This window comes from Rhodobacter capsulatus (assembly GCF_052363185.1).
Classification (GTDB): Bacteria; Pseudomonadota; Alphaproteobacteria; order Rhodobacterales; family Rhodobacteraceae; genus Rhodobacter; species Rhodobacter capsulatus_E.
In genome coordinates, this window is record NZ_CP198955.1 from 388,189 (window position 1) to 412,983 (window position 24,795).

The 24,795-nt window shown below is 66.4% G+C and carries 22 protein-coding genes and 1 pseudogene; 14 read left to right on the plus strand and 9 right to left on the minus strand.

Annotation, left to right across the window (positions count from 1 at the left end):
• Positions 1-2: 2 nt before the first annotated feature.
• A complete protein-coding gene (locus ACTTAG_RS02030) occupies positions 3-206 on the minus strand; it encodes a hypothetical protein (protein WP_444463945.1) in 204 nt (67 codons plus the stop codon).
• Positions 203-1,807: a glucan biosynthesis protein gene (locus ACTTAG_RS02035; RefSeq protein ID WP_444465179.1), complete on the minus strand. Its 1,605-nt coding sequence runs from the start codon at positions 1,805-1,807 to the stop codon at positions 203-205. Before ACTTAG_RS02035 ends, ACTTAG_RS02030 begins: the two co-directional genes overlap by 4 nt.
• A gap of 475 nt (positions 1,808-2,282) precedes the next feature.
• On the opposite strand from ACTTAG_RS02035, the gene nhaD reads away from it, so the two are divergent.
• The 3 genes and pseudogenes from nhaD to ACTTAG_RS02050 all read left to right on the plus strand — a co-directional run bounded on the left by nhaD (position 2,283) and on the right by ACTTAG_RS02050 (position 6,526).
• Positions 2,283-3,608: a sodium:proton antiporter NhaD gene (nhaD, locus tag ACTTAG_RS02040; RefSeq protein WP_444463946.1), complete on the plus strand. Its 1,326-nt coding sequence runs from the start codon at positions 2,283-2,285 to the stop codon at positions 3,606-3,608.
• Between the two features lie 163 nt (positions 3,609-3,771).
• Positions 3,772-5,145 (plus strand): annotated as a pseudogene (locus ACTTAG_RS02045) (aspartate aminotransferase family protein).
• A 1-nt stretch (position 5,146) separates the two neighbouring features.
• Positions 5,147-6,526 carry a glutamine synthetase family protein gene (locus tag ACTTAG_RS02050; protein ID WP_444463947.1) on the plus strand — a complete coding sequence of 460 codons (1,380 nt, stop codon included), beginning with the start codon at positions 5,147-5,149 and terminating at the stop codon, positions 6,524-6,526.
• A 99-nt stretch (positions 6,527-6,625) separates the two neighbouring features.
• Here the strand turns inward: ACTTAG_RS02050 and dapA are convergent, their stop codons facing one another.
• On the minus strand, positions 6,626-7,498 hold the full coding sequence (gene dapA, locus ACTTAG_RS02055) for a 4-hydroxy-tetrahydrodipicolinate synthase (protein ID WP_444463948.1): 873 nt from the start codon (positions 7,496-7,498) through the stop codon (positions 6,626-6,628).
• Between the two features lie 138 nt (positions 7,499-7,636).
• Here dapA and ACTTAG_RS02060 point away from each other — a divergent pair, with 138 nt between their 5' ends.
• Positions 7,637-9,583, plus strand: coding sequence for a transglycosylase SLT domain-containing protein (locus tag ACTTAG_RS02060; protein ID WP_444463949.1), 1,947 nt, complete (start codon positions 7,637-7,639; stop codon positions 9,581-9,583).
• 62 nt (positions 9,584-9,645) lie between these two features.
• Here ACTTAG_RS02060 and ACTTAG_RS02065 read toward each other — a convergent pair whose 3' ends face one another.
• Together ACTTAG_RS02065 and mnmD are read right to left on the minus strand one after the other, a co-directional pair.
• The gene (locus ACTTAG_RS02065; RefSeq protein WP_444463950.1) at positions 9,646-10,524 is read right to left on the minus strand and encodes a DMT family transporter; all 879 of its coding nucleotides are present in this window, start codon (positions 10,522-10,524) and stop codon (positions 9,646-9,648) included.
• Positions 10,521-11,186, minus strand: a complete 666-nt coding sequence (gene mnmD / locus ACTTAG_RS02070; protein ID WP_444463951.1) for a tRNA (5-methylaminomethyl-2-thiouridine)(34)-methyltransferase MnmD — start codon at positions 11,184-11,186, stop codon at positions 10,521-10,523. The genes ACTTAG_RS02065 and mnmD overlap by 4 nt, the downstream gene beginning before the upstream one ends.
• Positions 11,187-11,238: 52 nt before the next feature.
• Between mnmD and ACTTAG_RS02075 the strand changes: the two genes are divergently transcribed.
• The gene (locus ACTTAG_RS02075; RefSeq protein ID WP_444463952.1) at positions 11,239-12,285 is read left to right on the plus strand and encodes an NAD(P)/FAD-dependent oxidoreductase; all 1,047 of its coding nucleotides are present in this window, start codon (positions 11,239-11,241) and stop codon (positions 12,283-12,285) included.
• 94 nt (positions 12,286-12,379) lie between these two features.
• Here ACTTAG_RS02075 and ACTTAG_RS02080 read toward each other — a convergent pair whose 3' ends face one another.
• The 3 genes from ACTTAG_RS02080 to ACTTAG_RS02090 all read right to left on the minus strand — a co-directional run bounded on the left by ACTTAG_RS02080 (position 12,380) and on the right by ACTTAG_RS02090 (position 15,036).
• A complete protein-coding gene (locus ACTTAG_RS02080; protein ID WP_444463953.1) occupies positions 12,380-13,750 on the minus strand; it encodes a glutamate--cysteine ligase in 1,371 nt (456 codons plus the stop codon).
• Between the two features lie 63 nt (positions 13,751-13,813).
• Complete coding sequence (locus tag ACTTAG_RS02085) at positions 13,814-14,314, minus strand: hypothetical protein (RefSeq protein ID WP_444463954.1); 501 nt, start codon at positions 14,312-14,314, stop codon at positions 13,814-13,816.
• Positions 14,311-15,036: a 16S rRNA (uracil(1498)-N(3))-methyltransferase gene (locus ACTTAG_RS02090; RefSeq protein ID WP_444463955.1), complete on the minus strand. Its 726-nt coding sequence runs from the start codon at positions 15,034-15,036 to the stop codon at positions 14,311-14,313. The genes ACTTAG_RS02085 and ACTTAG_RS02090 overlap by 4 nt, the downstream gene beginning before the upstream one ends.
• A 12-nt stretch (positions 15,037-15,048) precedes the next feature.
• Between ACTTAG_RS02090 and ubiA the strand changes: the two genes are divergently transcribed.
• From ubiA to pgsA, 9 genes are all read left to right on the plus strand, one after another.
• Positions 15,049-16,020, plus strand: a complete 972-nt coding sequence (gene ubiA, locus ACTTAG_RS02095) for a 4-hydroxybenzoate octaprenyltransferase (protein WP_444463956.1) — start codon at positions 15,049-15,051, stop codon at positions 16,018-16,020.
• 60 nt (positions 16,021-16,080) lie between these two features.
• Positions 16,081-18,270 carry an OmpA family protein gene (locus ACTTAG_RS02100; RefSeq protein WP_444463957.1) on the plus strand — a complete coding sequence of 730 codons (2,190 nt, stop codon included), beginning with the start codon at positions 16,081-16,083 and terminating at the stop codon, positions 18,268-18,270.
• A gap of 12 nt (positions 18,271-18,282) precedes the next feature.
• A complete protein-coding gene (locus ACTTAG_RS02105) occupies positions 18,283-18,612 on the plus strand; it encodes a hypothetical protein (protein ID WP_444463958.1) in 330 nt (109 codons plus the stop codon).
• A gap of 57 nt (positions 18,613-18,669) precedes the next feature.
• Entirely contained in the window at positions 18,670-19,497 is an 828-nt protein-coding gene (locus tag ACTTAG_RS02110) for a S49 family peptidase (RefSeq protein WP_444463959.1), read from the plus strand.
• Position 19,498: 1 nt separating this feature from the next.
• On the plus strand, positions 19,499-19,666 hold the full coding sequence (locus tag ACTTAG_RS02115) for a hypothetical protein (protein ID WP_444463960.1): 168 nt from the start codon (positions 19,499-19,501) through the stop codon (positions 19,664-19,666).
• 2 nt (positions 19,667-19,668) lie between these two features.
• On the plus strand, positions 19,669-20,157 hold the full coding sequence (locus ACTTAG_RS02120; protein WP_444463961.1) for a hypothetical protein: 489 nt from the start codon (positions 19,669-19,671) through the stop codon (positions 20,155-20,157).
• A gap of 330 nt (positions 20,158-20,487) precedes the next feature.
• Positions 20,488-22,383: an excinuclease ABC subunit UvrC gene (uvrC, locus tag ACTTAG_RS02125; RefSeq protein ID WP_444463962.1), complete on the plus strand. Its 1,896-nt coding sequence runs from the start codon at positions 20,488-20,490 to the stop codon at positions 22,381-22,383.
• 32 nt (positions 22,384-22,415) lie between these two features.
• The gene (locus ACTTAG_RS02130) at positions 22,416-23,468 is read left to right on the plus strand and encodes a lysine-2,3-aminomutase-like protein (RefSeq protein ID WP_444463963.1); all 1,053 of its coding nucleotides are present in this window, start codon (positions 22,416-22,418) and stop codon (positions 23,466-23,468) included.
• Between the two features lie 48 nt (positions 23,469-23,516).
• Complete coding sequence (gene pgsA, locus ACTTAG_RS02135; protein WP_444463964.1) at positions 23,517-24,146, plus strand: CDP-diacylglycerol--glycerol-3-phosphate 3-phosphatidyltransferase; 630 nt, start codon at positions 23,517-23,519, stop codon at positions 24,144-24,146.
• 30 nt (positions 24,147-24,176) lie between these two features.
• Here the strand turns inward: pgsA and plsY are convergent, their stop codons facing one another.
• A complete protein-coding gene (plsY, locus tag ACTTAG_RS02140; protein WP_444463965.1) occupies positions 24,177-24,791 on the minus strand; it encodes a glycerol-3-phosphate 1-O-acyltransferase PlsY in 615 nt (204 codons plus the stop codon).
• Between the last annotated feature and the right edge of the window lie 4 nt (positions 24,792-24,795).

Consider the following 24,795-nt stretch of genomic DNA (forward strand, 5'->3'; position numbering starts at 1 on the left):
TCTCAGTGGCCGGTGCCGGCAGTGGGGGCGGCCTGCAGATGCAGCCCCGTCAGCAGGCGACGGATCAGCCCGCTTTGCGGTTCGATCACCTGATGCGGCATCGCCATCGGCGCCACCGGCAGGGCACAGGGCCCGGCAATCAGCGCATCGGGCGAAAGAACGGCTTCGGACGCGAGCGCAGTGAGGGAGGAGGTATGCGCGGTCATGCGTGGATCCATTGATAGAGCCAGGTTTCGGTCAGCTTGCGACCATATCCGGCGATATGGGCAGCCAGTTCGACAGTGTCACCCCCGGTCGGCTTCACATCCATGACAAGACGCCAGATTCCGTCGGTGGTGTTGCGGGAAAGCACTTTCGTCACGATTTCGCCGTTCCAGGCATTGGCGACGATGGTCAGGTTCTCGGCCTCGTCATGGCCCAGGCTGTCCATCAGCCCGCCGACGAAGTCGATGACGAACTTGCGCGTGCCATTGGTGTTTTCCACCCCGGACACGCCGCCCTCGCCGGTGCGGGTTTCCTTGACATGGGCGCGGTCGTCGAAATCCTGGAAGTCCAGATCGCCCCAGCGCAGCCGATAGCTGAATTCGCGGCTTTCGCCCGCCTTGGCATCGGCCTCGGGGATCCAGAAGGCCACGATATTGTCGTTCACTTCCAGATCCGAGGGGATCTCGACCAGACGGATCACACCCTTGCCCCAGTCGCCGATCGGCTCGACCACGCAGGAGGGGCGTTTTTCGTAATGGGCGGCATCGTCCTGATAATGGTCGAATTCGCGGTCGCGCTGGTAAAGCCCGAAGGATTTCGGCGCGGTTTCCGAGAAGTACGAAGACGCCAGCCGCGGCGGGTTCGCCAGCGGCCGCCACAGGATGTCGCCATCGGCGCGGGTGATGCCCAGACCGTCGCTGTCATGCACCTTGGGCCGGTAATCGTCGAAATCCTTGCGGTTGCGTTCCGAGAACAGGAACATCGAGGTCAGCGGCGCGATGCCCAGTTGCTGCACGTCGGACCGGAAGAAGAGCCGCGCGGTGACGTCCATCACCGTTTCGAAGCCGGGCCGGATCACGAATTGATAGGCGCCGGTCAGCGAGGCGCTTTCCAGTGCCGCCCAGATCGTGATCGTCTCGGCGCCCGGTTCGGGGCGCTGGATCCAGAAGCGGGTGAAGCGCGGGAATTCCTCGGCCACGGACAGGCCGGTGTTCACCGCCAGACCGCGGGCCGAGAGGCCATAGGCCGAATTGCGGCCAAGGGCGCGGAAATAGGACGCGCCCTGAAACGCCACCAGCTCATCAAAGACATCGGGGCGGTTGAGCGGCGTATGCAGGCGGAACCCCGCCACGCCCGGCAGCGCGGCATGCAGCGGAACCTTGTCGCGGCTTTCGCGTTCATAGATGAAATCGTCGGTGTCAAAGCCCATCGGCAGGGTCTGCCCGCCGTTGACCTCGTTCAGCAGCACCGGTTCCTTGAACAGCCAGCCCATGTGGAAGGCATGCAGCTGGAAATGCGTCCGCTCGACATCGGCAAAGCGCGCCCGCGCCGGATCGAAGCGGATCAGCCGGTAGAGGTCATAGGTCAGCAGGTTCAGGAAGCTGTCGGGCAGCACCATCGGCGCATCCGGACCGGCGGCGGCAAGGGCGCGCATCTCCTCGGCGAGCGTGTCGAAGCTGAACGGTTTTTGCGGCGGCGCAGCGGGCACCTCGATCGGCGCGGGCGGGGTGGTTTCCTGCGCATGGGCGCTGCGCGGAACGGCGCCCGTCCCGGCCAGGATCGCAGCCGAGGAGAGCGTTACCAGAAGGTGGCGGCGGGTCATCATCATGGGGACGTCGCTTCGGCTGGAGGGCATCTGTTTTCTATGCAAAGTCAGATAGTTCCAAAGGCCGCTCAGAGGGCGGCCCGGTTTGCCGTTTCTATAGTCACAGTGCTGAAAAACTGGCAAGAGAGTTTGCGTAACAGATGTGTCAAATGGGCGTCGTCCCGCCGGTTTCGGCGCAAAGTTGCGCAACCGAAGCCGCATCCGGCAGGAAGTTGCGCATTCTGCGCATGCACGCCCGGATTTCCCGATTTTGATACATCTTTTGCCGTCTTGCGGCGCGGTTTTCTGCAGGTGAAAACGCCTCCGCCCCGGCCGCGTCCGGGGGTGAGTCGCCGCGCTTTGGCATGGCCTTTGCGGGCCCGGCCGCGCAGTCCGCATGCCAAGGGGTGCGAATTCCCGGCGGGGATCGGGCACGAGCCTTGCCGCAACCTTCGGCGCTGGTTAAACGAGACTGAACAGCCGGAGGGGGCGCATGGAACAACTCAATCTGACCGGAAGCATTTTCGGAATTCTGTCGGTGCTGATCTTTCTGGGCGCCTATGTGCTGGTGGTGATGGAGGAAACCACCCACATGCGCAAATCGAAGCCGGTGATGCTGGCGGCGGGGCTGATCTGGATGCTGATCGGCATCGCCTATGCGCAAAACGGCCTGTCCGATCTGGCGCATGAACATGCCACCCATATCGTCGAGGAATATGGCGAGCTGTTCCTGTTCCTGCTGGTCGCCATCACCTATGTGAACACGATGGAGGAACGCCGGGTCTTCGACGCGCTGCGGGCCAAGCTGATCGGCATGGGGCTGAGCTATCGCAAGCTGTTCTGGCTGACCGGGATCATCGCCTTCTTCCTGTCGGGCATCCTTGACAACCTGACGACGGCGCTGGTGATGGGGACCGTGGTCGTCGCGGTGGGGCGCTCTGCGCCGAAATTCGTGATGATCGGCTGCATCTCGATCGTGGTGGCGGCCAATGCCGGGGGCGCCTTCACCCCCTTTGGCGACATCACCACGCTGATGGTCTGGCAAAAGGGCGTGATCGAGTTCTTCGAATTCTTCACGCTGTTCCTGCCTTCGCTGGTGAACTGGCTGGTGCCCGCGGCGATCATGTCCCTTGCGATCCCGAACGAGATGCCCGCCCGGACCGAGGACACTGCGAAGATGAAGCCCGGCGGGGCGATGGTGATCGTGCTGTTCGGTCTGACCATCGGCTCTGCGATCAGCTTCAAGAACTTCCTGCATCTGCCGCCGGCGATGGGGATGATGCTGGGGCTCGGCTATCTGCAGATCTATTCCTATTTCCTGTCCCGCAGCGGGCGGCGCCAGCACAACACCGAGCTGGTTCTGGACAGCTTCAAGCAGTTCGAACGGGTGGAATGGGACACGCTGCTGTTCTTCTTCGGCATCATCTTTGCCGTCGGGGGTCTCGGGGTTCTGGGCTATCTCGACATGCTGTCGGTGGCGCTTTACGACGGGCTCGGCGCGACCGCGGCGAATACGATCCTTGGCGCGCTTTCGGCGGTGGTCGACAACATCCCGCTGATGTTCGCCGTGCTGACGATGGAGCCCGACATGAGCCATGGGCAATGGCTTTTGATCACGCTGACCTGCGGCGTCGGCGGCTCGCTTCTGTCGATCGGCTCGGCGGCCGGGGTGGCGCTGATGGGGCAGGCGCGGGGGCATTACACCTTTTCGGGGCATCTGAAATGGACCTGGGCGATCGCGCTGGGCTATTTCGCCGCGATTGGCGTGCATCTGCTGCTGAACGCGCATCTGTTCGACGTGGCGGTCCGCGCGCATTGATCGCGCCTGCCGGAAACGGGGCCCGGGACGCCTGTCCCGGGCCTTTTTCTTTGCGCCTTTCGGTGTCACATATGTGTTCCATGCATGACCGCGCGCCGAAATGGCTGCGGCCCGGCCGTTGCCTTGGCGCTGCGGGCATGGTCAGGTGAAGCCGGAGGGAGCCATGTCCGAAACCCGTATCGGCGGTCTATCCGCAGCCAGCATCGCCGCCTTTGCGGCCCGCGAAGCCACGGTCTATGCCGCGGCCCGTCCCCGCACGCGCGCGCGGCGCTTGCGGCGGGCGCCAGCCCTTGGCTGGCGGGCGTGCCGATGCATTGGATGCGCGACTGGCCGCAGCCCTTTCCGATGCTGGTGACGGCGGCGAAAGGCGCGCTGATCGAGGATCTGGATGGCCACCGGATCGACGATTTCTGTCTGGGCGACACGGGATCCATGTTCGGCCATTCGCCCGCGCCCGTCGCGCGGGCGATCCGCGCGCAGGCGGGGGGCGGGGCTCACCTACATGCTGCCGACCGAGGCGGCGCTGCAGGCGGGGCAACTGCTCTCGGACGTTTTCGGCCCGATGCGCTGGCAGGTGGCGACGACCGCGACCGATGCCAACCGCTTTGCCCTGCGCGTCGCCCGCGCGGTGACCGGGCGGCCCAAGGTGCTGGTCTTCGACGGCTGCTATCACGGCACGGTGGATGACGCGATGGTCTGCCTTGAGGGCGGCAAAACCGTCGCCCGGCCGGGGCTTGTGGGGCAAATCGAGGATCTGTCGCTGGTCGCCGTGGCGGTGCCCTTCAACGATCTGGTGGCGGTGGAACGGGTGCTGGCGGCGGGCGATGTCGCCGCGATCCTGACCGAGCCGGTGATGACCAATTCCTGCATGGTCCTGCCCGCGCCGGGGTTTCACGAAGGCCTGCGCGATCTCGCCACCCGCTTCGGCGCGGTGCTGATCATCGACGAGACGCACACGATTTCCTCGGGCCTTGGCGGCTACACCCGCGTGCATGGCCTGCGCCCCGATATTTTCGTGGTCGGCAAATGCGTCGCGGGGGGCGTTCCCACCGCGGTCTGGGGGCTGAGCCCCGCATTGGCAGACCGCTTCGCCGCCTATGACGCCACGCGCCCCGCGGGCCATTCCGGCATGGGCACGACGCTCTCGGCCAATCCGCTGCAATTCGCGGCCCTTGTCGCCACGCTTCGCGAGGTGATGACGCCCGCAAATTACGCCCGGATGGAGGCGGGTGCAGCGCGGCTTTGCGCTGGCCTGTCGAAGGCGGTGAAACGCCGCAGGCTGCCGTGGCATGTCGTGCGCGTCGGCGCCCGGGTCGAATTCATCTGCGCCCCCGGCTCCCTGCGCAATGGCTTCGACGCCGCCCGGGCCCATGCCCCCGTGCTGGAAGCCGCGCTGCACATCGGCCTTCTGAACCGGGGCTGCCTGATCGCCCCTTTCCACAACATGATGCTGACCTCGCCCGCCACGACGCGCGCGCAGATCGACCGCCTGATCGCCGCCTTCGACGCCGTGACGGCCCAATTGCTTGAGACCTGACATGACCCAATCGCCGACCGGCTCCACCTTGCAAGAAGCCGAAGACTTCCTGGCCGCCCATCCCGAGATCGAGGCTTTCGACATCGTCCTGCACGATGCGAACGGCATCGGCCGCGGCAAGATCATCCGCCGCCACGAACTGATCGGGCTTTACAAGGGTGGGCGGCACCTGCCGATTTCGATCCTTGGCCTCGATATCGTGGGCGAGGACGTGCACGAGACCGGTCTCATTTGGGATCAGGGCGATGGCGATCTGCGCGCCTGGCCCATTCCCGGCACGCTGAAGGCGCTGCACGGCACCAACCCGCCGCGCGGCGAGGTGTTGATGAGCATGTATCATCTCGATGGCGCGCTGATGACCTCGGACCCGCGTCATGCGCTGGCGCGCCAAGTGCAGGCGATGGCCGAGGAGGGGCTCTATCCCGCGGGCGCGTTCGAACTTGAATTCTTCCTGCTTGACCCCGACACGGCGCAGGGCGTGCGGCCCGCGGCGGCGGTGCTGGACGGGCGGCGCAGTGACTGGACCGAGGTTTATTCGGTCGATCACCTGCACGGGATGGAGCCCTTGTTCTCCGACATCTACCGCGCCGCCGAGGCGATGGGGATCAAGGCCGAAACGGTGATTTCCGAATATGCGCCGGGGCAATACGAACTGACGCTGCATTACCGGACCGATGTCATGCAGGCCGCTGACGATCTGGTGCGATTGAAACGCATAGTCCGGTTGCAGGCGCGCCGTCACGGCGTCGTGGCCTGTTTCATGGCGAAACCGATCGAGAAATACGCAGGCTCGGGGATGCATTTCCACGTCAGCCTGTGCGACGCGACGGGCCGGAACATCTTCGCCGAGGAAGTCGAAGGCGACTGGACCGACACGATCCGCCACGCCATCGGCGGGCTGCGGCAAACGATGGGGGAATCGATGCTGGTCTTCGCGCCGCATGGCAATTCCTGGCGCCGTTTTGTGGGGCAAAGCTATGCGCCGGTCTCGCCCAGCTGGGGGGTGAACAACCGATCCGTGGCGCTGCGCATCCCAGCGGGCGACATCAAGGCGCGGCGGATCGAGCATCGGCCCTCGGGCGTCGATGCCAACCCCTATCTGGTCGCGGCCACGGTTCTGGCGGGCATCCGGCACGGGCTGAAACATCGCATCGACCCGGGCCCCGAAACCACCGGCAACGGCTATGCGGGCGATGACGCGCTGCAAATCCCGCGCGACTGGCGCGAGGCGATCGAGGCGGCCACGGCGTCGGAGTTCCTGAAAGACGCGCTGGGCTGCGACATGCACCGCACCTTCACCGCGATCAAGGCGGCGGAACACGGCCGTGTCGCCCGATGGATCGCGGATGTGGATTACGCGCTTTATCTGCACAACGTCTGAGAGGCTGGGCAGGACAGGCTGGGGGGCGCTGCCCCCCGTCTTGCGGAACGCAAGACGGGGGGCAGCGCCCCCCCCGCTTCGGTCGTTCTCAAGGCGCGCTCAGATCAGCCCGGCGTGTTTCATCGCGGCATCAAGCGCCGCCTTGGTGCCATCGGTCAGCTCGGTCAGCGGCAGCCGCACCTCGGGGCTGCAGAGCCCGAGCTTCGACATCGCATATTTCGCCCCGGCCACGCCCGGTTCCATGAAAATCGCGATATGCAGCGGCAACAGAAGGTCCTGATATTCCAGCGCCTTGGCATAATCGCCCGCGAGCGTCGCCACCTGCATTTCGGCGCAAAGCTTCGGCGCCACATTCGCCGTCACCGAGATGCAGCCGACGCCGCCCATGGCGTTGAAGCCGACCGCCGTGGCATCCTCGCCCGAGAGCTGGAGGAAATCGGCGCCGCAGGTCATGCGCTGCTTCGCCACCCGGCTCAGATCGCCCGTCGCGTCCTTCACCCCGATCACGCGGGGCAGCTGCGCCAGTTGCCCCATCGTCTCGGGCATCATGTCCACGACCGAGCGGCCGGGAATGTTGTAAATGATGATCGGCAGGCTGCAGGCGTCATGCATGGCGGTGAAATGCGCCACCATGCCGCGCTGCGTCGGCTTGTTGTAATAGGGCGTCACGACCAGCGCCGCATCGGCGCCATTCGCCTCGGCGTGGCGGATCAACTCGATCCCTTCGGCCGTGGCATTCGAGCCCGCGCCCGCGATCACCGGCACGCGCCCGGCCGCGGTTTCCACCACGACGCGCACGACTTCGTTATGTTCGTCATGGCTCAGCGTCGGGCTTTCGCCGGTGGTGCCGACGGGAACAAGGCCGTGGCTGCCCTGCTCGATATGCCAGTCGACAAGCTTCTTCAGCGTGTCCCAATCGACGGCGCCGTTCTTGAACGGCGTGACGAGGGCGGGAATGGACCCTTTGAACATGACACGCTCCTGAGTTCTGGGCGGATTCGCCCGGTTGAAAGTCGCGCGGACCATAGGCGAGCCTTTCGATCTTGCCAACTTGTGAATTGCAACGATCAGACCTTGCGCGCAGGCTGACCAAAACGCATGCACAGGCCCATGACCAGACCCAGATCCCTTGCCGCCTTGCTGGCCATTTGTCTTGTGCTCCTGCCCCTTTCGGGGCGGGCGGATGACCCTGCGGCCTTGGCCCGTGCGCTGCAGATGGCGGCGAAAACCGACTGGGATCAGGCCGGGGCCGAAGCCCGGCTGTCCGGGCCGCTGGCCTTTGACATCGTCGAATGGCAACGGCTGCGTGCGGGCGCGGGCAGTTTCGCCGATTACGCCGATTTCGCCACCCGCCGCGCGGATTGGCCGGGGATGGCGCTCTTGAGCAAGAAGGGCGAGGCGCAGCTGGCGGGGGCCAATCCGGTCGAGGTGGTGGCCTATTTCGGCGACGCGGCGCCGCAGACGGGGGCCGGGGCGCTGGCGCTGATCGCGGCGCGGCAGGCGCTGGGGCAGAAGGACAAGGCCGCCGCCGTGGCCGAGGCGGCCTGGCGCAGCCTTGACCTGACGCCCGAGGAGCAGGCGGCGTTTCTGGCCCGTCACGCCGATCTGGTCGCGCCCTTCCATGGCGGGCGGATGCAGGCGGCGCTGGATCAGGGCCGCCTTGCGCAGGCCCGGGCGATGCTGGCGCTGGTGACGCCCGGCACCCGCGCCGTGGCCGAGGCGCGGATCGCGCTGCAGGCCCGTGCCGCCGGGGTGGACAAGCTTCTGAAGGCGGTGCCGGAGCGGATGGCGGGATCAAGCGGGCTGGCCCGCGACCGGGCGGTCTGGCGCTGGCGCCAGGATCAGGAAGCGGGCGCGGCCGAAATCGTGCTGGCGTTTTCGAAGGATGCCGAGAGCCTTGGCGATCCGGCGCTGTGGTCGGATCTGCGCGGGCAGCTGGCGCGGTTCTTCCTGCGCGCGGGCGATGCGGCGCTTGCCTACAAGATCGCGGCGCGGCATCGGCTGCCCCCGGACGATCCGGATTGGGGCGATCTGGAATGGCTGGCGGGCTTTGCGGCGCTGAAGCTGGGCGATGCGCCGGTGGCGCTGACGCATTTCGAGGCGCTTGACGCCGGGGTCCGCACGCCGATTTCGAAATCCCGCGCCGCCTATTGGCGCGGCCGGGCGCTGGAGGGGATCGGCCGGGTGGCCGAGGCGGATCAGGCCTTTGTCGAGGGCGCGCAGTGGCAGACCGCCTATTACGGGCTGTTGTGCGCCGAACGGATCGGCGCGCCGCTGGACCCGGGCTTTGCCGCCCCGCCCGCGCTGCCCGACTGGCGGGCCGCGCCTTTCGTGGCCAGCTCGGTCTTTCAGGCGGCGCAGCTTCTGCAGGCGGCAGGTCAGACCAATCTGGCCGAGCGTTTCATTCTGCATCTGGAGGAGGGGCTGCCCCCCGGGCAGATCGCACCCCTTGCGCGGCTGGCCGAGGACTGGGGCAATGCGCATCTGATGCTGTTGCTGGCCAAACGGGCGGCGACTGACGGGGTGGTGCTGCTGCGCGCCTATTATCCGCTGCCCGAGTTGAACCCCGAAGGGCTGGTGGTGCCCGAGGAGCTGGCGCTGTCGATCGCGCGGCGGGAAAGCGAATTCGATCCGGCGGTGATCAGCCCGGTGGGCGCGCGGGGGATGATGCAGCTGATGCCCGGGACCGCGAAGATGATGGCGCAGAAGCTGGGCGAGCCCTATGCCTTGCAAAGGCTGACCACCGACCCGTCTTACAACGTGCGGCTGGGGAGCGAGTATCTGGCGACGTTGCAGGAGGAATTCGGCACCTCTCCGGTGCTGGTCGCGGCGGGTTACAATGCCGGTCCCGGGCGGCCGCGGCGCTGGATGACCGAGCGCGGCGATCCGCGCCAGCCTTCGGTCGATGTGGTGGAGTGGGTCGAAATGATCCCCTTTGCCGAGACCCGGACCTATGTGATGCGGGTGGCGGAAAGCCTGCCCGTCTATCGCGCGCGGCTGGGGCGGCCCGATGCGGGGGCCTTGCGGTTTACCGACGAATTGCGTGGCAATTGGTGAGGCAGGGCGGGGGTTTCACACCCCCGCGCCCCCGTGGGATATTTCCGGCAAGATAAAGGGGATCAGGGGTTTTCGGCCTTGGCCTGCGCACGCCACAGTGTGAACAGGCCCGCGCAGACGACGACCCCGGCGCCAAGGGCGACATTGGGGCGCAGAATGTCGCCGAAGATCCAGATCCCGATCCCCGAGACCCAGACCAGTTGCAGATAGGCGAAGGGCTGGATCGCCGAGGCCTCGGCGATCTCATAGGCCTGGATGAGCAGGAAATGCGCGGTGACCGCGGTCAGGCACAAAGCCCCCATCCAGAGCCAGTCACTGGCGATCATCGGTTGCCAGAAGAACAGGCCCAAGGGCGTCATCACCAGCGCGCCGACGAGCCCGGTCCAGGAAAACGAGACCGAGGCCGGGTCCTTGCGGGCGGCGAAGCGGGTCAGCAGCGAATAAAGCGCGAAGAGGAAGGCGCCGAAAAGCGGGATCGCGGCTTCGGGGCGGAAGACGCCATAGCCCGGTTGCAGGATGATCAGGATGCCCGCAAAGCCGATGCCGATCGCCGTCCAGCGTCGCCAGCCGACGGTCTCGCCCAGAACCGGCCCCGACAGGGCGGCGACGAGCAGCGGATAGGCCGCAAAGACCGCATGGGTCTCGATCAGGCCAAGGCTGACGAAGGCCTGAATGAGGATCACGATTTCCGCGATCAGCAAGAGCGCGCGGAGGGTTTGCAGCACCGGTTGCCGTGTCGCCAGCGCCGCGCGCAAGCCCCCCGGGGCGCGCGCGGCAAGGGTCAGGATGAAAAGCGCGAAGAACCAGTAGCGGATCGTCACCACCATATAGACGTTATAGGCGCCGGAAAGATGGCGCGAGATCCCGTCCTGAATGGCGAAGATGACGGTCACGATCACCATCAGCCAGATGCCGCGGCCGATGTTTTGCGCGACCCTCATGCTTTCACCCCGCGGCTCATGTGGCGTTTGCCGGCGTGGCCGGGGGCGCGGGAGACGGTGAAGCCCGCCTCTGCCAGGCCGCGGCGCACGAAGCCCGCGGCGGTATAGGTGGCGAAGCTGCCGCCCGGCGCGGTGTGGCGGCCGACCTCGGCCATCAGAACTTCGCCCCACATCTCGGGGTTCTTGGCGGGCGAAAAGCCGTCCAGGAACCAGGCGTCGGCCTGGTCCGCCCAAACCGGCAGGGTTTCGCGGACATCGCCCAGGATCAGCGTGACGGAAATGCTGCGCAGCGAAAACTGCGTCTGGCCATGCTGCATTGCAGCAATGAGCGGTTCGGCAATGGGTTCGATTTCGGGAAAGGCGGTATGGGCGCGGGCCATTTCGGCGGCCGACATCGGGAAGGCCTCGAAGCTGGTGAAGCGGATCGGTTGATCGGTGGCAAGCGCGAGGGCCAGCAGGTTCAGCCCGGTGCCGAAGCCCAGTTCCGCGACGTGAAAGCCGGGGCGCAACCGCGCGGGCAGGTCGTTGCCCGCCAGAAAGACATGGCGGGTTTCGGCCAGTCCCCCGGCCAAGCTGAAATAGGGGTCGTCGAAGCGGGTCGAAACGGGCGTCGATCCGTCGCGCCACGCAAGCGCGGCCGGGCTCTGGTCTGGGGAGGTCATCGGGGATAGTGCCTGAGGGGATGTGACGCGAGAGTGGCGAAAGGGGCAAGCGATGGCAAGAGCAGATCGGGTGACGGTGCGCGGTGGCGGGGTTTTCGGTCTGGCCTGTGCCTATGAGCTGGCCCGTCGCGGCGCGAAAGTGCGGCTGATCGAGCGGGAGCGGATCGGCGCGGGCTCTTCGGGCGGCACGGTGGGAATGCTGTCGCCGCATGTGCCCGATCAGTGGAACCCGAAGAAGCAGTTCCAGTTCGACAGTCTGGTGATGTCGGAGGCCTTCTGGGCGGGCGTGAAAGAGGTCGGCGGCAAGGATGCGGGCTTTGCGCGCATCGGGCGGCTGCAACCGCTCGCCGATCAGGCGGCGGTGACCCTGGCCGAGTTGCGGGGCAAGGATGCGGCGGCGAACTGGGGCGCGGACTATCTTTGGCGCATCGCCCCGGTGAACGAATTTGGCGCCTTTGCGCCGGTGACGCCGACGGGTCTGGTCATTCATGACACTTTGTCGGGCCGGGCCTCGCCGCGCGGCGCGGCGGCGGCACTGGCCGCGGCAATCGAGGCTTTGGGCGGCGAGATCGTTTTTGGCGACGCGGCCGACGAGGGCATCGTGCTGCATGCGACCGGGCTTGCGGGGCTTGAGGAGCTGTCGGCGGCTTTCGGCAAGGAGGTCGGCAATGGCGTCAAGGGGCAGTCGGCGATCCTGAAGCTCGATCCCGGCCCGGTGCCGCAGATCTTTGCCGATGGGGTGCTGGTGGTGCCGCATGCGAATGGCACCGTGGGCGTTGGCTCGACCGCAGAGCGCAGCTACACCGACCCTACCGCGACCGATAATCAGCTGGAGGCGGTGCTGGAACGTGCCCGCGCTTTGGTGCCTGCGCTGGCGGGGGCCGAGGTGATCGAGCGCTGGGCGAATGTGCGGCCGCGCTCGGTCTCGCGCTCGCCGATGCTCGGGGCCTGGCCGGGGCGCGCGGGGCATTTCATCGTCAACGGCGGTTTCAAGATCGGCTTCGGCATGGCGCCCAAGGTGGCGCAGGTGATGGCCGATCTGGTGCTTGAGGGCGTCGATACGATCCCGGCGGGGTTCCGGGTCGAGGACAACCTGTGAGGCGTTTTGGACTGCGGAAGGAAGCGGGGGTTTTGCACCCCCGCACCCCCGCAGGATATTTATGGCAAGATAAAAGCAGGCCCTCAGCTACTGTTCAGTAGCTGTATTCGCCGTAGATGCGCGAAAGATCGCCCTTCCAGGCGCCGTGGTATTTTTCCAGCAACTCATCGGCGGGCACATGGCCGGTGTCGATGCTTTCTTCCAGCGCGTTGAGGAAATAGGTCTCGTCCGGGATCAGCCCACCGGCGCCGGGGATCTTGCGCGCGGCCAGACCGGCTTTCGAGATCGCCACCACTTCGCGGGCAAGATCGTGCATCTTCACGCCATTGCACTCCGCCTGCAGGGCGTGCTTGGCCGAAGCGACGCGCAGCCCATCGCGGGTTTCGGCATTCCAATGCTTGACCAGATCCCAGGCGGCATCGAGCGCGCCCTGATCATACATCAGCCCGACCCAGAGCGCGGGCAGGGCGCAAAGACGCCGCCACGGGCCGCCATCGGCGCCGCGCATCTCGATGTATTTCTTCACCCGGGCTTCCGGGAAGACGGTGGTCAGATGGTCGGCCCAGTCCGAGAGCGTCGGTTTTTCGCCGGGCAGGGCGGGCAGTTCGCCCTTGAGGAAATCGCGGAACGATTGGCCCAAAGCGTTGATGTACCGCCCGTCGCGGTAGACGAAATACATCGGCACATCGAGGACGTAATCGACATAGCGTTCATAGCCCATGCCGTCCTCGAAGAAGAAGGGCAGCATGCCGGTCCGCGCCGGATCGAGGTTTTGCCAGATGTTCGCGCGCCAGGATTTCATCCCGTTCGGCTTGCCATCAAGGAAGGGCGAATTCGCAAACAAAGCGGTCGCCACGGGTTGCAGCGCCAGCGCCACCCGCATCTTCTTCACCATGTCGGCCTCGGACGCGAAGTCGAGGTTCACCTGCACGGTGCAGGTCCGATACATCATCGTCTTGCCCATGGTTCCGACAGAATCCATGTAGCTGTTCATCAGCCGGTAGCGCCCCTTCGGCATCATCGGCATTTCCTCGGCCGTCCATTCCGGCGCCGCCCCAAGCCCGATGAACCGCGCCCCGATGCGGTCGGCGATCCGGTGCACCTCGGTCAGGTGTTCGTTCACTTCCTCGCAGGTCTGGTGCAGGGTTTCCAAAGGCGCGCCCGAGAGTTCCAGCTGCCCACCCGGTTCCAGGCTGACATTCGCGCCGTTGCGGGTCAGGCCGATGATATTGCCGCCCTCCAGCACCGGTTCCCAGCCGAAGACCTGTTGCAACCCTTCCAGCATCGCCCGGATCGAGCGCGGCCCGTCATAGGGCAGGGGCTTCAGCGCATCCTTGCAATAGCCGAATTTCTCGTGCTCGGTGCCGATGCGCCAATCCGATTTCGGCTTCTCGCCCGAGGCAAGGTATTCGGCAAGTTGGCTGAAATCTTCGATCGGGCCGCCGCCCTGCTGGGGAATGGACATCGGACCCTCTCTTTCCTTTGGGAGACAACAGGTGGTTCTTCCGCGCCGCCAAGTCAAGGCGCCTCAGACGGGGCGGCGCCACAGGCTTTGTGCGCTGATGCGCCGATCCAGCGCGGCCGTCAGCGCCCCCAAGTCGATGCCGGGCAGACCGGCGAAGGCGTCAAAGAGCTTTTCCGAGCCAGCCGCCGCCACCGGCACCAGCAGCGCCTGCCCGTCGCGGCTTTTCAGCCGCCAGAACTGGCTGTCTTTCAGAAGCAGCAGGCGGATTTCCACCAGATCCTCCAGCGCCATGGTGCCGCCCAGCATCCCTCCGCCGGTGCCCCAATAGCCGATCCGGCCTTCGTCCAGTTCGACCACGCCGGGGTCGGAGACGGGCCGCGCAAAGCGGGCGCGGCGCAGGGCCAGCACCAGCCAGACGGTGGCAAGGGCGGCAAGACCAAGCCCCACCGCCGCCAGAAACCAGCCGCCGCGCGTGCCGATCCAGAGGCTCGCGGCGAGCGTCAGACCTGCGACATAAGCTTCGCGCTGCCGGATCAGATGCGCGCGCAGCTCGGGTCGGATCACCGCCAGTCCCCCAGACTGGATTGCCAAAGCGTGATTGCCGCGCAGGCGGCGGTATCGGCGCGCAGGATGCGCGGCCCAAGTGACACGGGCGTGACAAACGGCAGAGCCCGCAGCTGGTGCCGCTCGGTCTCGGAAAAGCCGCCCTCGGGGCCGACGAGAATCGCCCAAGGGCCGGGGGCAAGACCGGCAAGCGTCTGCGCCGGACCGACCAAAGATTCATCGCCCCAAAGAATGCGCCGTTCCGGGTTCCAGGATTTCAGAACTTTCTGCAAAGACTGCAAGTCACTGACTTCGGGGACATAAGTGCCCAGACATTGCTCGGCCGCTTCCAAAGCATGCGCCTGCAGCCGGTCCTGCTTGATCCGCGCGGCGTTTGTAAACTCGGTCTGCACCGGCAGGATCTTCGCACAGCCCAGTTCCGCCGCCTTTTCGACGATGAAATCGGTGCGTTCCTTCTTGATTGGCGCGAAAAGAAGCCACAGATCGGGCGGGTTCAGCTGCGGCGCGGCAAGGCCGAGACAGCGCAGCACACCGCCGCGTTTCGAGCCCTCGACCACCTCGGCGGTCCATTCGCCGTCCTGCCCGTTGAAGAGCGCAACCCGGTCCCCCGGGCCCAGCCGCATCACCGCAAAGAGATAATTCGCCTGATCGGCGGTCAGGGGCACGGCTTGCCCCGGCGAGAGCGGGTGAGTAACACAGAGTCGTATCTTGGCGCGTTCCATGAGGCGAAACTTATGACCGGCAAAACCGAAATGCCAGAGGCTCAGGTGACGGGACAGGTGGCCGACGCCTATCGCGGCAACTGGGTGGACCATACCGCCCCCGCCTTCAGCCGCCCCTATCTGCGGCTTTCCCGCGCCGACCGGCCGATCGGCACCTGGCTTTTGCTGCTTCCGTGCTGGTGGTCGATTGCGCTCGCCGCCGCCACCGACAGCCTGCGCCCCTTCGATCTGTGGCTGGCGCTGGGCTGCGCGATTGGCGCGTTTCTGATGCGCGGCGCGGGCTGCACCTGGAACGACATCACCGACCGCGATTTCGACGGGAAGGTGGCGCGGACGCGCTCGCGCCCGATTCCCTCGGGGCAGGTGACGGTGAAACAGGCCGTGGGCTGGATGGTGGCGCAGACGGCGGTGGCCGCGGCGATCCTCTTCACCTTCAACTGGGCCGCCATCGGCATGGGGGTTCTGGCGCTGGTGCCGGTGGCCGTCTATCCCTTTGCCAAACGCTTCACGTGGTGGCCGCAGGCCTTCCTGGGCATCGCCTTCAACTGGGGGGCGCTGCTCGGTTGGGTGGCGCATACCGGCAGCCTTGGGCTGGCGCCCGTTCTGCTTTACGCCGCCGGGATCATCTGGACGCTCTTTTACGACACGATCTATGCGCATCAGGACAAGGAAGATGATGCGCTGATCGGGGTGAAATCGACGGCGCGGCTGTTTGGCGCCAATACGAGCCGCTGGCTCACCCTGTTCCTCATCCTGACGGTTGTTCTGATGACGGCCGCGGTGCTGCTGGCGCTTTTGCCGCTTTCCAATCCGCTGGTGCTGGCGCTTGGTCTTTGCGCGCCCTGGGCGATGGGCTGGCACATGCTTTGGCAGATGCGCAGGCTGGATATCGACGACGCGGACAATTGCCTGATGCTCTTTCGGAAGAGCCGCGACACCGGGCTTTGGGCTGCGCTGTTTCTTGCCGGTGCCGCAATCCTGTGATTGATCGCCGGGGGGACGCCCCTTAAGACGGATCGGACCCAAGGCGAGGAACGACACCCCATGCGTGGCCGCATCACTGTCCTGACGACGACCGCTTTCGTCGGCGCCCTCGTGCTTTCGGCCTTCATCGCGGGCGGCTCGGCCACGATCATCGAGCAGCGCTCGCGCAAGGCGGTGAAGCTGGCGCTGGAAACCGCCAGCCATTCCTGGGTGCAGGTGGAAACCGACGGGCTGCAGGTGATCTTGCTCGGCACCGCGCCGTCGGAGGCGGCGCGTTTCCGCGCCGTCACCCTGGTTTCGACCGTGGTCGACAGCTCCCGCATCGTCGACAACACCGATGCCGAGGTGCAAAAGGCCATCGCCCCCCCCGAATTCTCGCTGCAGATGCTGCGCAATGACGAGGGGATCTCGCTGATCGGCCTTGTCCCCTCGGGCACCGACCGCAAGGCGCTGCTGGAGCGGCTGACCCGGATCGCGGGCGAGGGGGCGGTGACCGACATGCTGGAAAGCGCCGATTATCCGGTGCCGGGCGGCTGGCGCACGGCGCTTGATTTCGGCATCGCGGCGCTGACGGAACTGCCCCGCGCCAAGGTGTCGATCCTGCCCGGCAAGGTCGGGGTCGAGGCGATCACCGACAGCCCCGAACAGAAGGCCGAGGCCGAGGCGCTGCTGAACCGCCGCCGCCCGACCGAGGTGAAGCTTGACGCCAAGATCTCGGCGCCGCGTCCGGTGATCACGCCCTTCACGCTGCGCTTCCTGATCGACGCCGAGGGCGCCCGTTTCGACGCCTGTTCCGCCGATACCGACCGCGCCGCGGGGCGGATCATCGCGGCGGCGCGCAAGGCCGGGGCCAAGGGCGAGCTCGATTGCACCGTCGGCATGGGCGTGCCCTCGCCGCAATGGGCCGAGGCGGTCGAAAAAGCCATGACGGCGCTGGCGCAGCTGGGCGGGGGCACGCTGACCTTTTCCGATGCCGATATCGCGCTGGTGGCGGCCGACACGACCGATCCCGCGGTTTACGACCGGGTGGTGGGCGATCTTGAATCGAACCTGCCCGGGGTGTTCTCGCTCAAGGCCGAGCTGACGAAAAAGGCCGAAGCCAAGGATGCCGTGCCCGAATTCTCGGCGCTTCTTCGCGAGGACGGGCAGGTGGAATTGCGCGGCCGCGTCACCTCGGATCGCTCGCGCGAGGCGCTGGAGAGCTTTGCCCATGCGCAGTTCGGGGCGACTGCGGTTTACGGCGCGACCCGGGTCGATGCCGATCTGCCGGAGGGCTGGCCCCTGCGCACGCTGACCGCGCTTGAGGCGCTGCGGCTTTTGCAGGATGGGCGGGTGACGGTGACGCCCGACATGATCCGGCTTTCGGGCGTGACCGGCGACCGGCAGGCCTCTGACAAGGCGGCGCGTCTTTTTGCGCGCAGGCTGGGCGAGGCGGCGCCGATCACCCTTTCGATCAAATACGACCGCAGGCTGGATGCGACGCTGGCGCTGCCCGATGGCAATGAATGTGTGGCGCGGCTGAACGGGGTGCTGGCGCGCGACAAGATCGGCTTTGAGCCCAGCTCGGCGACGATCAAGGCCGAGGACGGGCCGAAGCTTGATGCCCTGGCCAAGGCGATGGCGCAATGTCAGGAGTTCCGCATGGAAGTGGCGGGCCACACCGACAGCCAGGGCGGCGAGGACGGCAACCGCAAGCTGTCGCAGGCCCGGGCCGAGGCGGTGATTTCCGCGCTTTCCGCCCGCAAGGTGCTGACGCGCAACCTGACGCCCAAGGGCTATGGCGAAAGCCAGCCCATCGCCGAGAATGACACCGACAAGGGCCGCGAGGCGAACCGGCGCATCGAATTCGTGCTGCTTGATGCCAAGCCGGTGGGCGGGGCCGGGCAGGTCGATCTGCCGGTGACGCCGCCCCCCCAAACGCCCCCGCAAACGCCCGTCGCCCCGATCGAGGCCGTGCCCGATCTGGTGCTGGATGAAACCGCCATCGAAGGGGCCCCCCCGATGGAAGCGGCGCATGGCGAACCGATGCCCGCGCCGCAAGCGGCCCCGGGCCCCGAGGCCGGGCCTGCCGCCGAAACGCCCGCCGAGACGCCCGCAGAAACGCCCGCCGCGCCAGCTGCCGACACCGGCGCAGCCCCCGCCCCTGCCGCCGAACCCGAGCCGGTGATCGAAATTCCGGTCAACCCCGCCGCGCGCTCGCCCGGCCACCCGAAACCGCGCCCGGCGAAGCTGGGCGGGCGGACCAACTGAGGAGAGCCGCAGATGAACAGAACCGAATTCGTCATCGCCACGGCGATCATCCTGTTTCTGGCTTTCAGTCTGGGCTGGTTCGCCTCGTGGTTGATCCACCGGCTGACCCGGGTCACCGCCGCCGACATGGGCGAGCTTGAGCAGATGGCGCAGGCCCTGCACGAGGCCGAGGAGGTCCGCGATCAGGCCATCGCCTATGTCGAAAGCCGCGAGGCGGAGCTGGTGAACCAGATCAACCAGACCGAGGCGGAGCTGCGCGCGGCGATGGACGGTCTGCGCGATGCCCGCCACGAGGCCGAGGAATTGCGCGCCTATATCGAACGGATGCAGGCGGCGCGCTGAGGGCGATTTCGCCGCCGAGTGCTTGCCTGCGCCCGCGCCCGCGCCTACATCGGGGACATGGATATCACCCGCTTCCTTCCCGCCCCCTTTCTCAAACGCCCGCCCCGCGTCGCCGTCGTGCGGCTGCAGGGCGCCATCGGCCTCAGCCGTCCCGGGGCGCAGGGCCTGTCGGATGCCGCGCTGGCCGAAACGCTGGAGCGCGCCTTTCGCAAGGGCAAGCCGGTGGCGGTGGCGCTGATCATCAATTCTCCGGGCGGCTCGCCGGTGCAATCCTCGCTGATCGCGGCGCGCATTCGGGCGCTGGCCACGGAAACCGGCCTGCCGGTGCATGCGTTCATCGAGGATGTGGCGGCCTCGGGCGGCTATTGGCTGGCCTGTGCCGCCGATGACATCTGGGCCGATGCCACCTCGATCGTCGGCTCGATCGGGGTGATTTCGTCGGGCTTCGGCTTTGCCGATCTGATCGGCCGCTACGGGGTCGAGCGGCGGGTGCATACCGCGGGTGGCTCGAAAAGTTTTCTCGACCCGTTCCGGCCGGAAAAGCCCGAGGATGTGGACCGGCTGACCCGGCTGCTGGAGGACATGCACCGGGCCTTCAAGGCCTGGGTCACCGACCGGCGCGGCGCGAAACTGGCCGCGGGCGCCGATCTGTTCACCGGCGAGATCTGGACCGGGGCACAGGCGCTGGAAACCGGGCTGATCGACGGGCTGGCGCATCCGGGGCCGAAGCTGCGGGCGCTTTACGGCGACAAGGTGAAGCTGGTGCCGCACGGGCAACGCCGGTCCTGGCTGCGCCGGTTCGGGGCGGGCATCGCCGCCGAGGCCGCGGTTTCCGTGCTGGAAGCGGCCGAGGAACGGGCGCTTTGGGCAAGGGTCGGGCGCTGACATGCTGATCAAGATCTCGATCCTGTTTGTGCTGGTGATGGTCGGGCTGGCCTTTTTCGGCCGCTTGCGCCTGCCCGGCCCCAAGGCGCCGCCGCTGCTGCGCAAGACCTGCCCGCGCTGCGGTCGGCCGCGGATCGGATCGGGGCCCTGCCCCTGCGAGAGAGGCTGAGCATGCGGGTGCTGCTGAGCGATATTCCGCCCGCGCTTGACGCGGTGCTGACCGAGGCGCTGGCCCTGTGCGGGCTGGTGCCGACAAAGACCGATGCAGAGGGGCTGCTGCTGGGCACCGACGATCCGGCGCGGGCCTTGGCGCGGATCGCCGCTTTCGCCGCCAGCCGTCCGGCGCCCCTGCCCGCGCCTGCAGGGACCGACCAGAACGCCAGCGGTCAGGTGATCTGGCTCCTGCCCGACGGGCAGGCCGCGGCCTTGCGCGGCGGGCTGGAGCGCGCGGCGCTGACCCATGCGCCGCAGCTGCGGGTGAATGCGATCCACCTTGGTCCGCCGCGTCCGCACCCTGCGCCTTGGCAGGCGGCCTGGTCTGCTGCACAGCCGCATCCGGGACCAAAACCGATGCCGCAGGCCCTTGCCGACGCGCTGCGGCTGGTCTTGCGGATGCCCGCGCTGACCGGACAAATCGTTAACCTTGCGGCGCGCCGTTAACGGATCAGTAACCTTTTCACCGCCCAGACAAGGCTTTTGAAGCGACCGGCGGCGGCAAGTTGTCCACTCTTCATCGGGTCGTAAACAAAGGGTTACAATTCTCTCAATCCTTTCAGGGACTTGATCCAAGTCAAAAAACTTTTCTTTTGAAATCAATTATTTAGGTAACCGCCTATTTTTTGAGCAACCCTGTGAAAGGGGCCGGATTCAAGGGAAATCGGCAGATCGGCAAATCTTTCCCACGAAGTTATCCACAGAAACGGTGGAAAGCTTTCCCCTTGAATTTGCCGAAGCATGGTTACAACCCATACAGAGAATCAGGGGGCCAGAATGACCGAGGGAATCGACCTTTCCGATGATGCTGCGCCGCAGCAAGGTCTGCGGCTGCGCGGCCATGATCTGATCGCGGATTACGTCAGCCGTCTTGACGGATCTCCGGGGGTTTATCGCATGCTGAACGCGGCGCAGGAGGTGCTTTACGTCGGCAAGGCCCGCAACCTGAAGGCGCGCGTGTCGAATTATGCGCGCACCACCGGGCACTCGGGCCGGATCGCGCGGATGATCTCTGAAACCACCCACATGATGTTCCTGACCACGCGCACGGAGACCGAGGCGCTGCTCTTGGAACAGAACCTGATCAAGCAGCTGAAGCCGCGCTACAACGTGCTTTTGCGCGACGACAAGAGCTTTCCCTATATCCTGATCGCCGAGGATCACCCCTTTCCGATGATCCGCAAGCATCGCGGGGCGCGCAACGTGAAGGGGGCCTATTTCGGGCCCTTCGCCTCTGCCGCGGCGGTGAACCGGACGCTCAACCATCTGGAACGGGCGTTCCAGCTGCGCAACTGCTCGGATGCGATGTTTTCCAGCCGCACCCGGGCCTGCCTGCAATATCAGATCAAGCGCTGTTCCGGCCCCTGCGTCGGCAAGATCGCCGAGGAAGACTACCGCCGCACCGTCGCCGATGCGCAAAGGTTCCTTGAGGGGAAGTCGTCGAGCATCCAGCAGGAGCTGGCCGCCGAGATGAGCGCGGCCTCGGAGGCGATGGAATATGAACGCGCGGCGGCGCTGCGCGACCGGATCGGCGCGCTGACGACGGTGCAGCAAAGCCAGGGCATCAACCCGCGCACCGTGGCCGAGGCTGATGTGGTCGCGGTGCATCTGGAAGGCGGGCAGGCCTGCGTGCAGGTCTTTTTCATCCGCGCGCATCAAAGCTGGGGCAATCACGATTTCTACCCCCGCACCGGGGCAGGGGCCGAAGAGGCCGAGGTGCTGGAGGCCTTTCTGGCGCAGTTCTACGACGCCAAGGAGCCGCCGAAGACGATCCTGCTGTCGCATCAGATCGAGGATGCCGATCTGATGGTCGATCTTTTGTCCACCCGCGCCGGGCGCAAGGTGGACTTGGCGGTGCCCAAGCGCGGCGAAAAGGCGGAGCTGGTTGAAAACGCCCTGCGCAATGCGCGCGAAAGCCTTGGCCGCAAGATGTCGGAATCGGCGGCGCAGGCGAAGCTTCTGGCCGGGGTGGCCGCGGCCTTCGGGCTGCCCAAGCCGCCCGCCCGGATCGAGGTTTACGACAACTCGCACATTCAGGGCGCCCATGCGGTGGGCGGCATGATCGTGGCCGGGCCGGACGGGCTGATGAAATCGTCCTATCGCAAGTTCAACATCAAGGGCGAGGATCTGACCCCCGGCGACGATTTCGGCATGATGAAGGAGGTCCTGACCCGCCGCTTCGAGCGGCTTTTGCGCGAGGATCCGGAGCGGAAAACCGACCTTTGGCCCGATCTTTTGCTGATCGACGGCGGCGCGGGGCAGGTCTCGGCCGTGCATGAAATCATGACCGCGCTGGGGGTGGCCGATATTGCGATGGTCGGCGTCGCCAAGGGCATCGACCGCGATCTGGGCAAGGAGGAATTCCACCGCATCGGGCACCGGCCGATGGCGCTGCCGCGACAGGATCCGGTGCTATACTACATCCAGCGCCTGCGCGACGAGGCCCACCGCTGGGCGATCGGCGCGCATCGGGCGAAGCGGGCGAAAGCGACTATGGCCAATCCGCTGGATGAAATCCCCGGCATCGGGGCCACGCGCAAACGCGCGCTTCTGGCGCATTTCGGCTCGGCCAAGGCGGTCAGCCGCGCGGGGCAAAACGATCTGATGGAGGTTCCGGGGATTTCGGCGGCGATGGCCGAGACGATCTGGAACTTCTTCAACGATCGGGGTTGACGGAAGCTCGGCCCCGTCGTAGCGCCCCCCCCATGACCGCGCCCGTGAAAACCGCCCTGACAAGCCCCGAAGACCTTCTGACCGAAGGTCTAGTGACGGCCGATCAGATGCCCGCATTGGCGCAGGTGGCGCAAGATTTCCGCATCCGCGTGACGCCTGTGATGCGCGCCGCGATCGCCACGCCCGCGGACCCGGTGGCGGCGCAATTCGTGCCCACCGCGGCGGAGCTGATCACCCGGCCCGAGGAACGCGCCGATCCCATCGGGGACGCCGTGCATTCCCCGGCCCCCGGGCTCACGCATCGTTACCCCGACCGGGCGATCTTGCACATCACCAAGACCTGCCATGTCTACTGCCGCTTCTGCTTTCGCCGCGAGACCGTGGGAGAGACCGGGCCGCTGCCCGAGGCCGATCTGGCGCAGGCGCTTGCCTACATCGCCGCAACGCCAGCCCTGCGCGAGATCATCCTGACCGGGGGCGATCCGCTGACGCTCTCTCCCCGCCGGCTGGAAGAGGTGCTGACCCGGCTTTCGGCCATTCCCCACCTCACCACCTTGCGCTTTCACTCCCGCGTGCCGGTGGTGGCGCCCGAGCGGATCACCCCCGCACTGGTCGATCTGCTGCGGGCTCAGCGCCCGGCGGTCTGGGTGGTGGTGCATACGAACCACGCGCAGGAACTGACCGCGCCCGCCCGCGCCGCGCTTGCGCTTCTGGTGGACGCCGGCGTGCCGATGCTGTCGCAATCGGTCTTGCTCAAAGGCGTGAACGACAGCCACGAAGCCCTGCGCGACCTTTTCCGCGCGCTGCAGGACTGCCGGGTGAAGCCCTATTACCTGCATCATTGCGACCTTGCCCCCGGCACCGGCCATTTCCGCACCTCGATCGCGGCGGGGCGGGCGCTGATGGCCGGGCTGCGCGGGCATCTGAGCGGCGCGGCGATCCCGACCTATGTGCTTGATATCCCGGGGGGCTTTGGCAAGGTGCCGATCACCGCGGATCATGTCGCCCCGGGCGCGGGGCCGGGGCTCTGGCGGGTCACCGACTGGCAGGGCGGCGTTCACGATTACGCCGACCCCGAAAGCTGAGTGTCGCACCCCCTTTTCCTTGCGCACGCCCGGGGCTAGGGTGCGGGCATGAGATGGAACCTGCCCAATACGCTGACCGTTCTGCGCCTGATCGCCGCCCCCGGCGTGGCGGTGATGTTCCTGTATTTCGCCCGTCCCTGGGCGGATTGGTTCGCGCTGACGCTGTTCATCGGCGCCGCCGTCACCGACTGGTTCGACGGCTATCTGGCGCGGGCCTGGAAGCAGGAAAGCAAGTTCGGCGCCATGCTCGACCCGATTGCCGACAAGGCGATGGTGGTGATCGCGCTGGTCGTGATCACCGGCTATTCGGGCATGAACCCCTGGCTCATCCTGCCCGCGACGGTGATCCTGTTCCGCGAGGTCTTCGTCTCGGGCCTGCGCGAATTCATCGGCGCCGATGCGGGCAAGCTCAAGGTCACGAAACTGGCGAAATGGAAGACCACGGCGCAGATGGTCGCGATTGCGATCCTGTTCCTGGGCACCGGGCTGGATTATCTGGAAACCGGCCGCGCCCCCCGCGCGGGCGAGGGCGATCTGCCCAATTTCGCCAGCCTTGCCGATCTGGCCAATCACGTTGGTCTGGTGCTGATCTGGGTGGCCGCGGTGCTGACCGCGATCACCGGCTGGGATTATTTCCGCAAGGCGCTGCCCTTCCTGCGCGATCACAAGGATAACTGAGGGGACAACTGACGCGAAGGGCCGAAGGCGTTACGCCTTCTTGCCGATCCGCGGTTCGGTGCCCGCAAAGATGCGCTGGATATTGGCGCGGTGGCGCACGAAGATCAGCACCGCCATCAGCGCCGTGACCGGCATATAGGCCTGATCGCCCAGCAGATAGGCCAAAGGCACCGACCCCGCCGCCGCGACCAGCGCCGAAAGCGACGAAATCCGCCCGATGGCAGCGGCGATCAACCATGTGCCGCAAGCGCCAAGCCCCAGCATCCAGTCAAGCGCAATGAGCGTGCCCAGAAAGGTCGCAACCCCCTTGCCGCCCTTGAACTTCAGCCAGACCGGGTAAAGATGCCCGATGAAGGCCGCGCCGCCCGCCACCACGGCCGCGGTGGCGTTCCCTTCCAGCAGCGCCCGCGCGATCAGCACCGCCACCGCCCCCTTGGCGCCATCGAGGATCAGTGTCGCCGCCGCCGCCGCCTTGTTGCCGGTGCGCAGCACATTCGTCGCCCCGATATTGCCAGAGCCGATCTGGCGCAGATCGCCCAGACCGAAGGCCCTGGTGATCACGACGCCAAACGGCACCGAGCCCAGCAGGTAGCCAAGCCCCGCCACCGCCAGAAGCAGCATTGCCCCCGCATGCAGATCCGCCATCCTT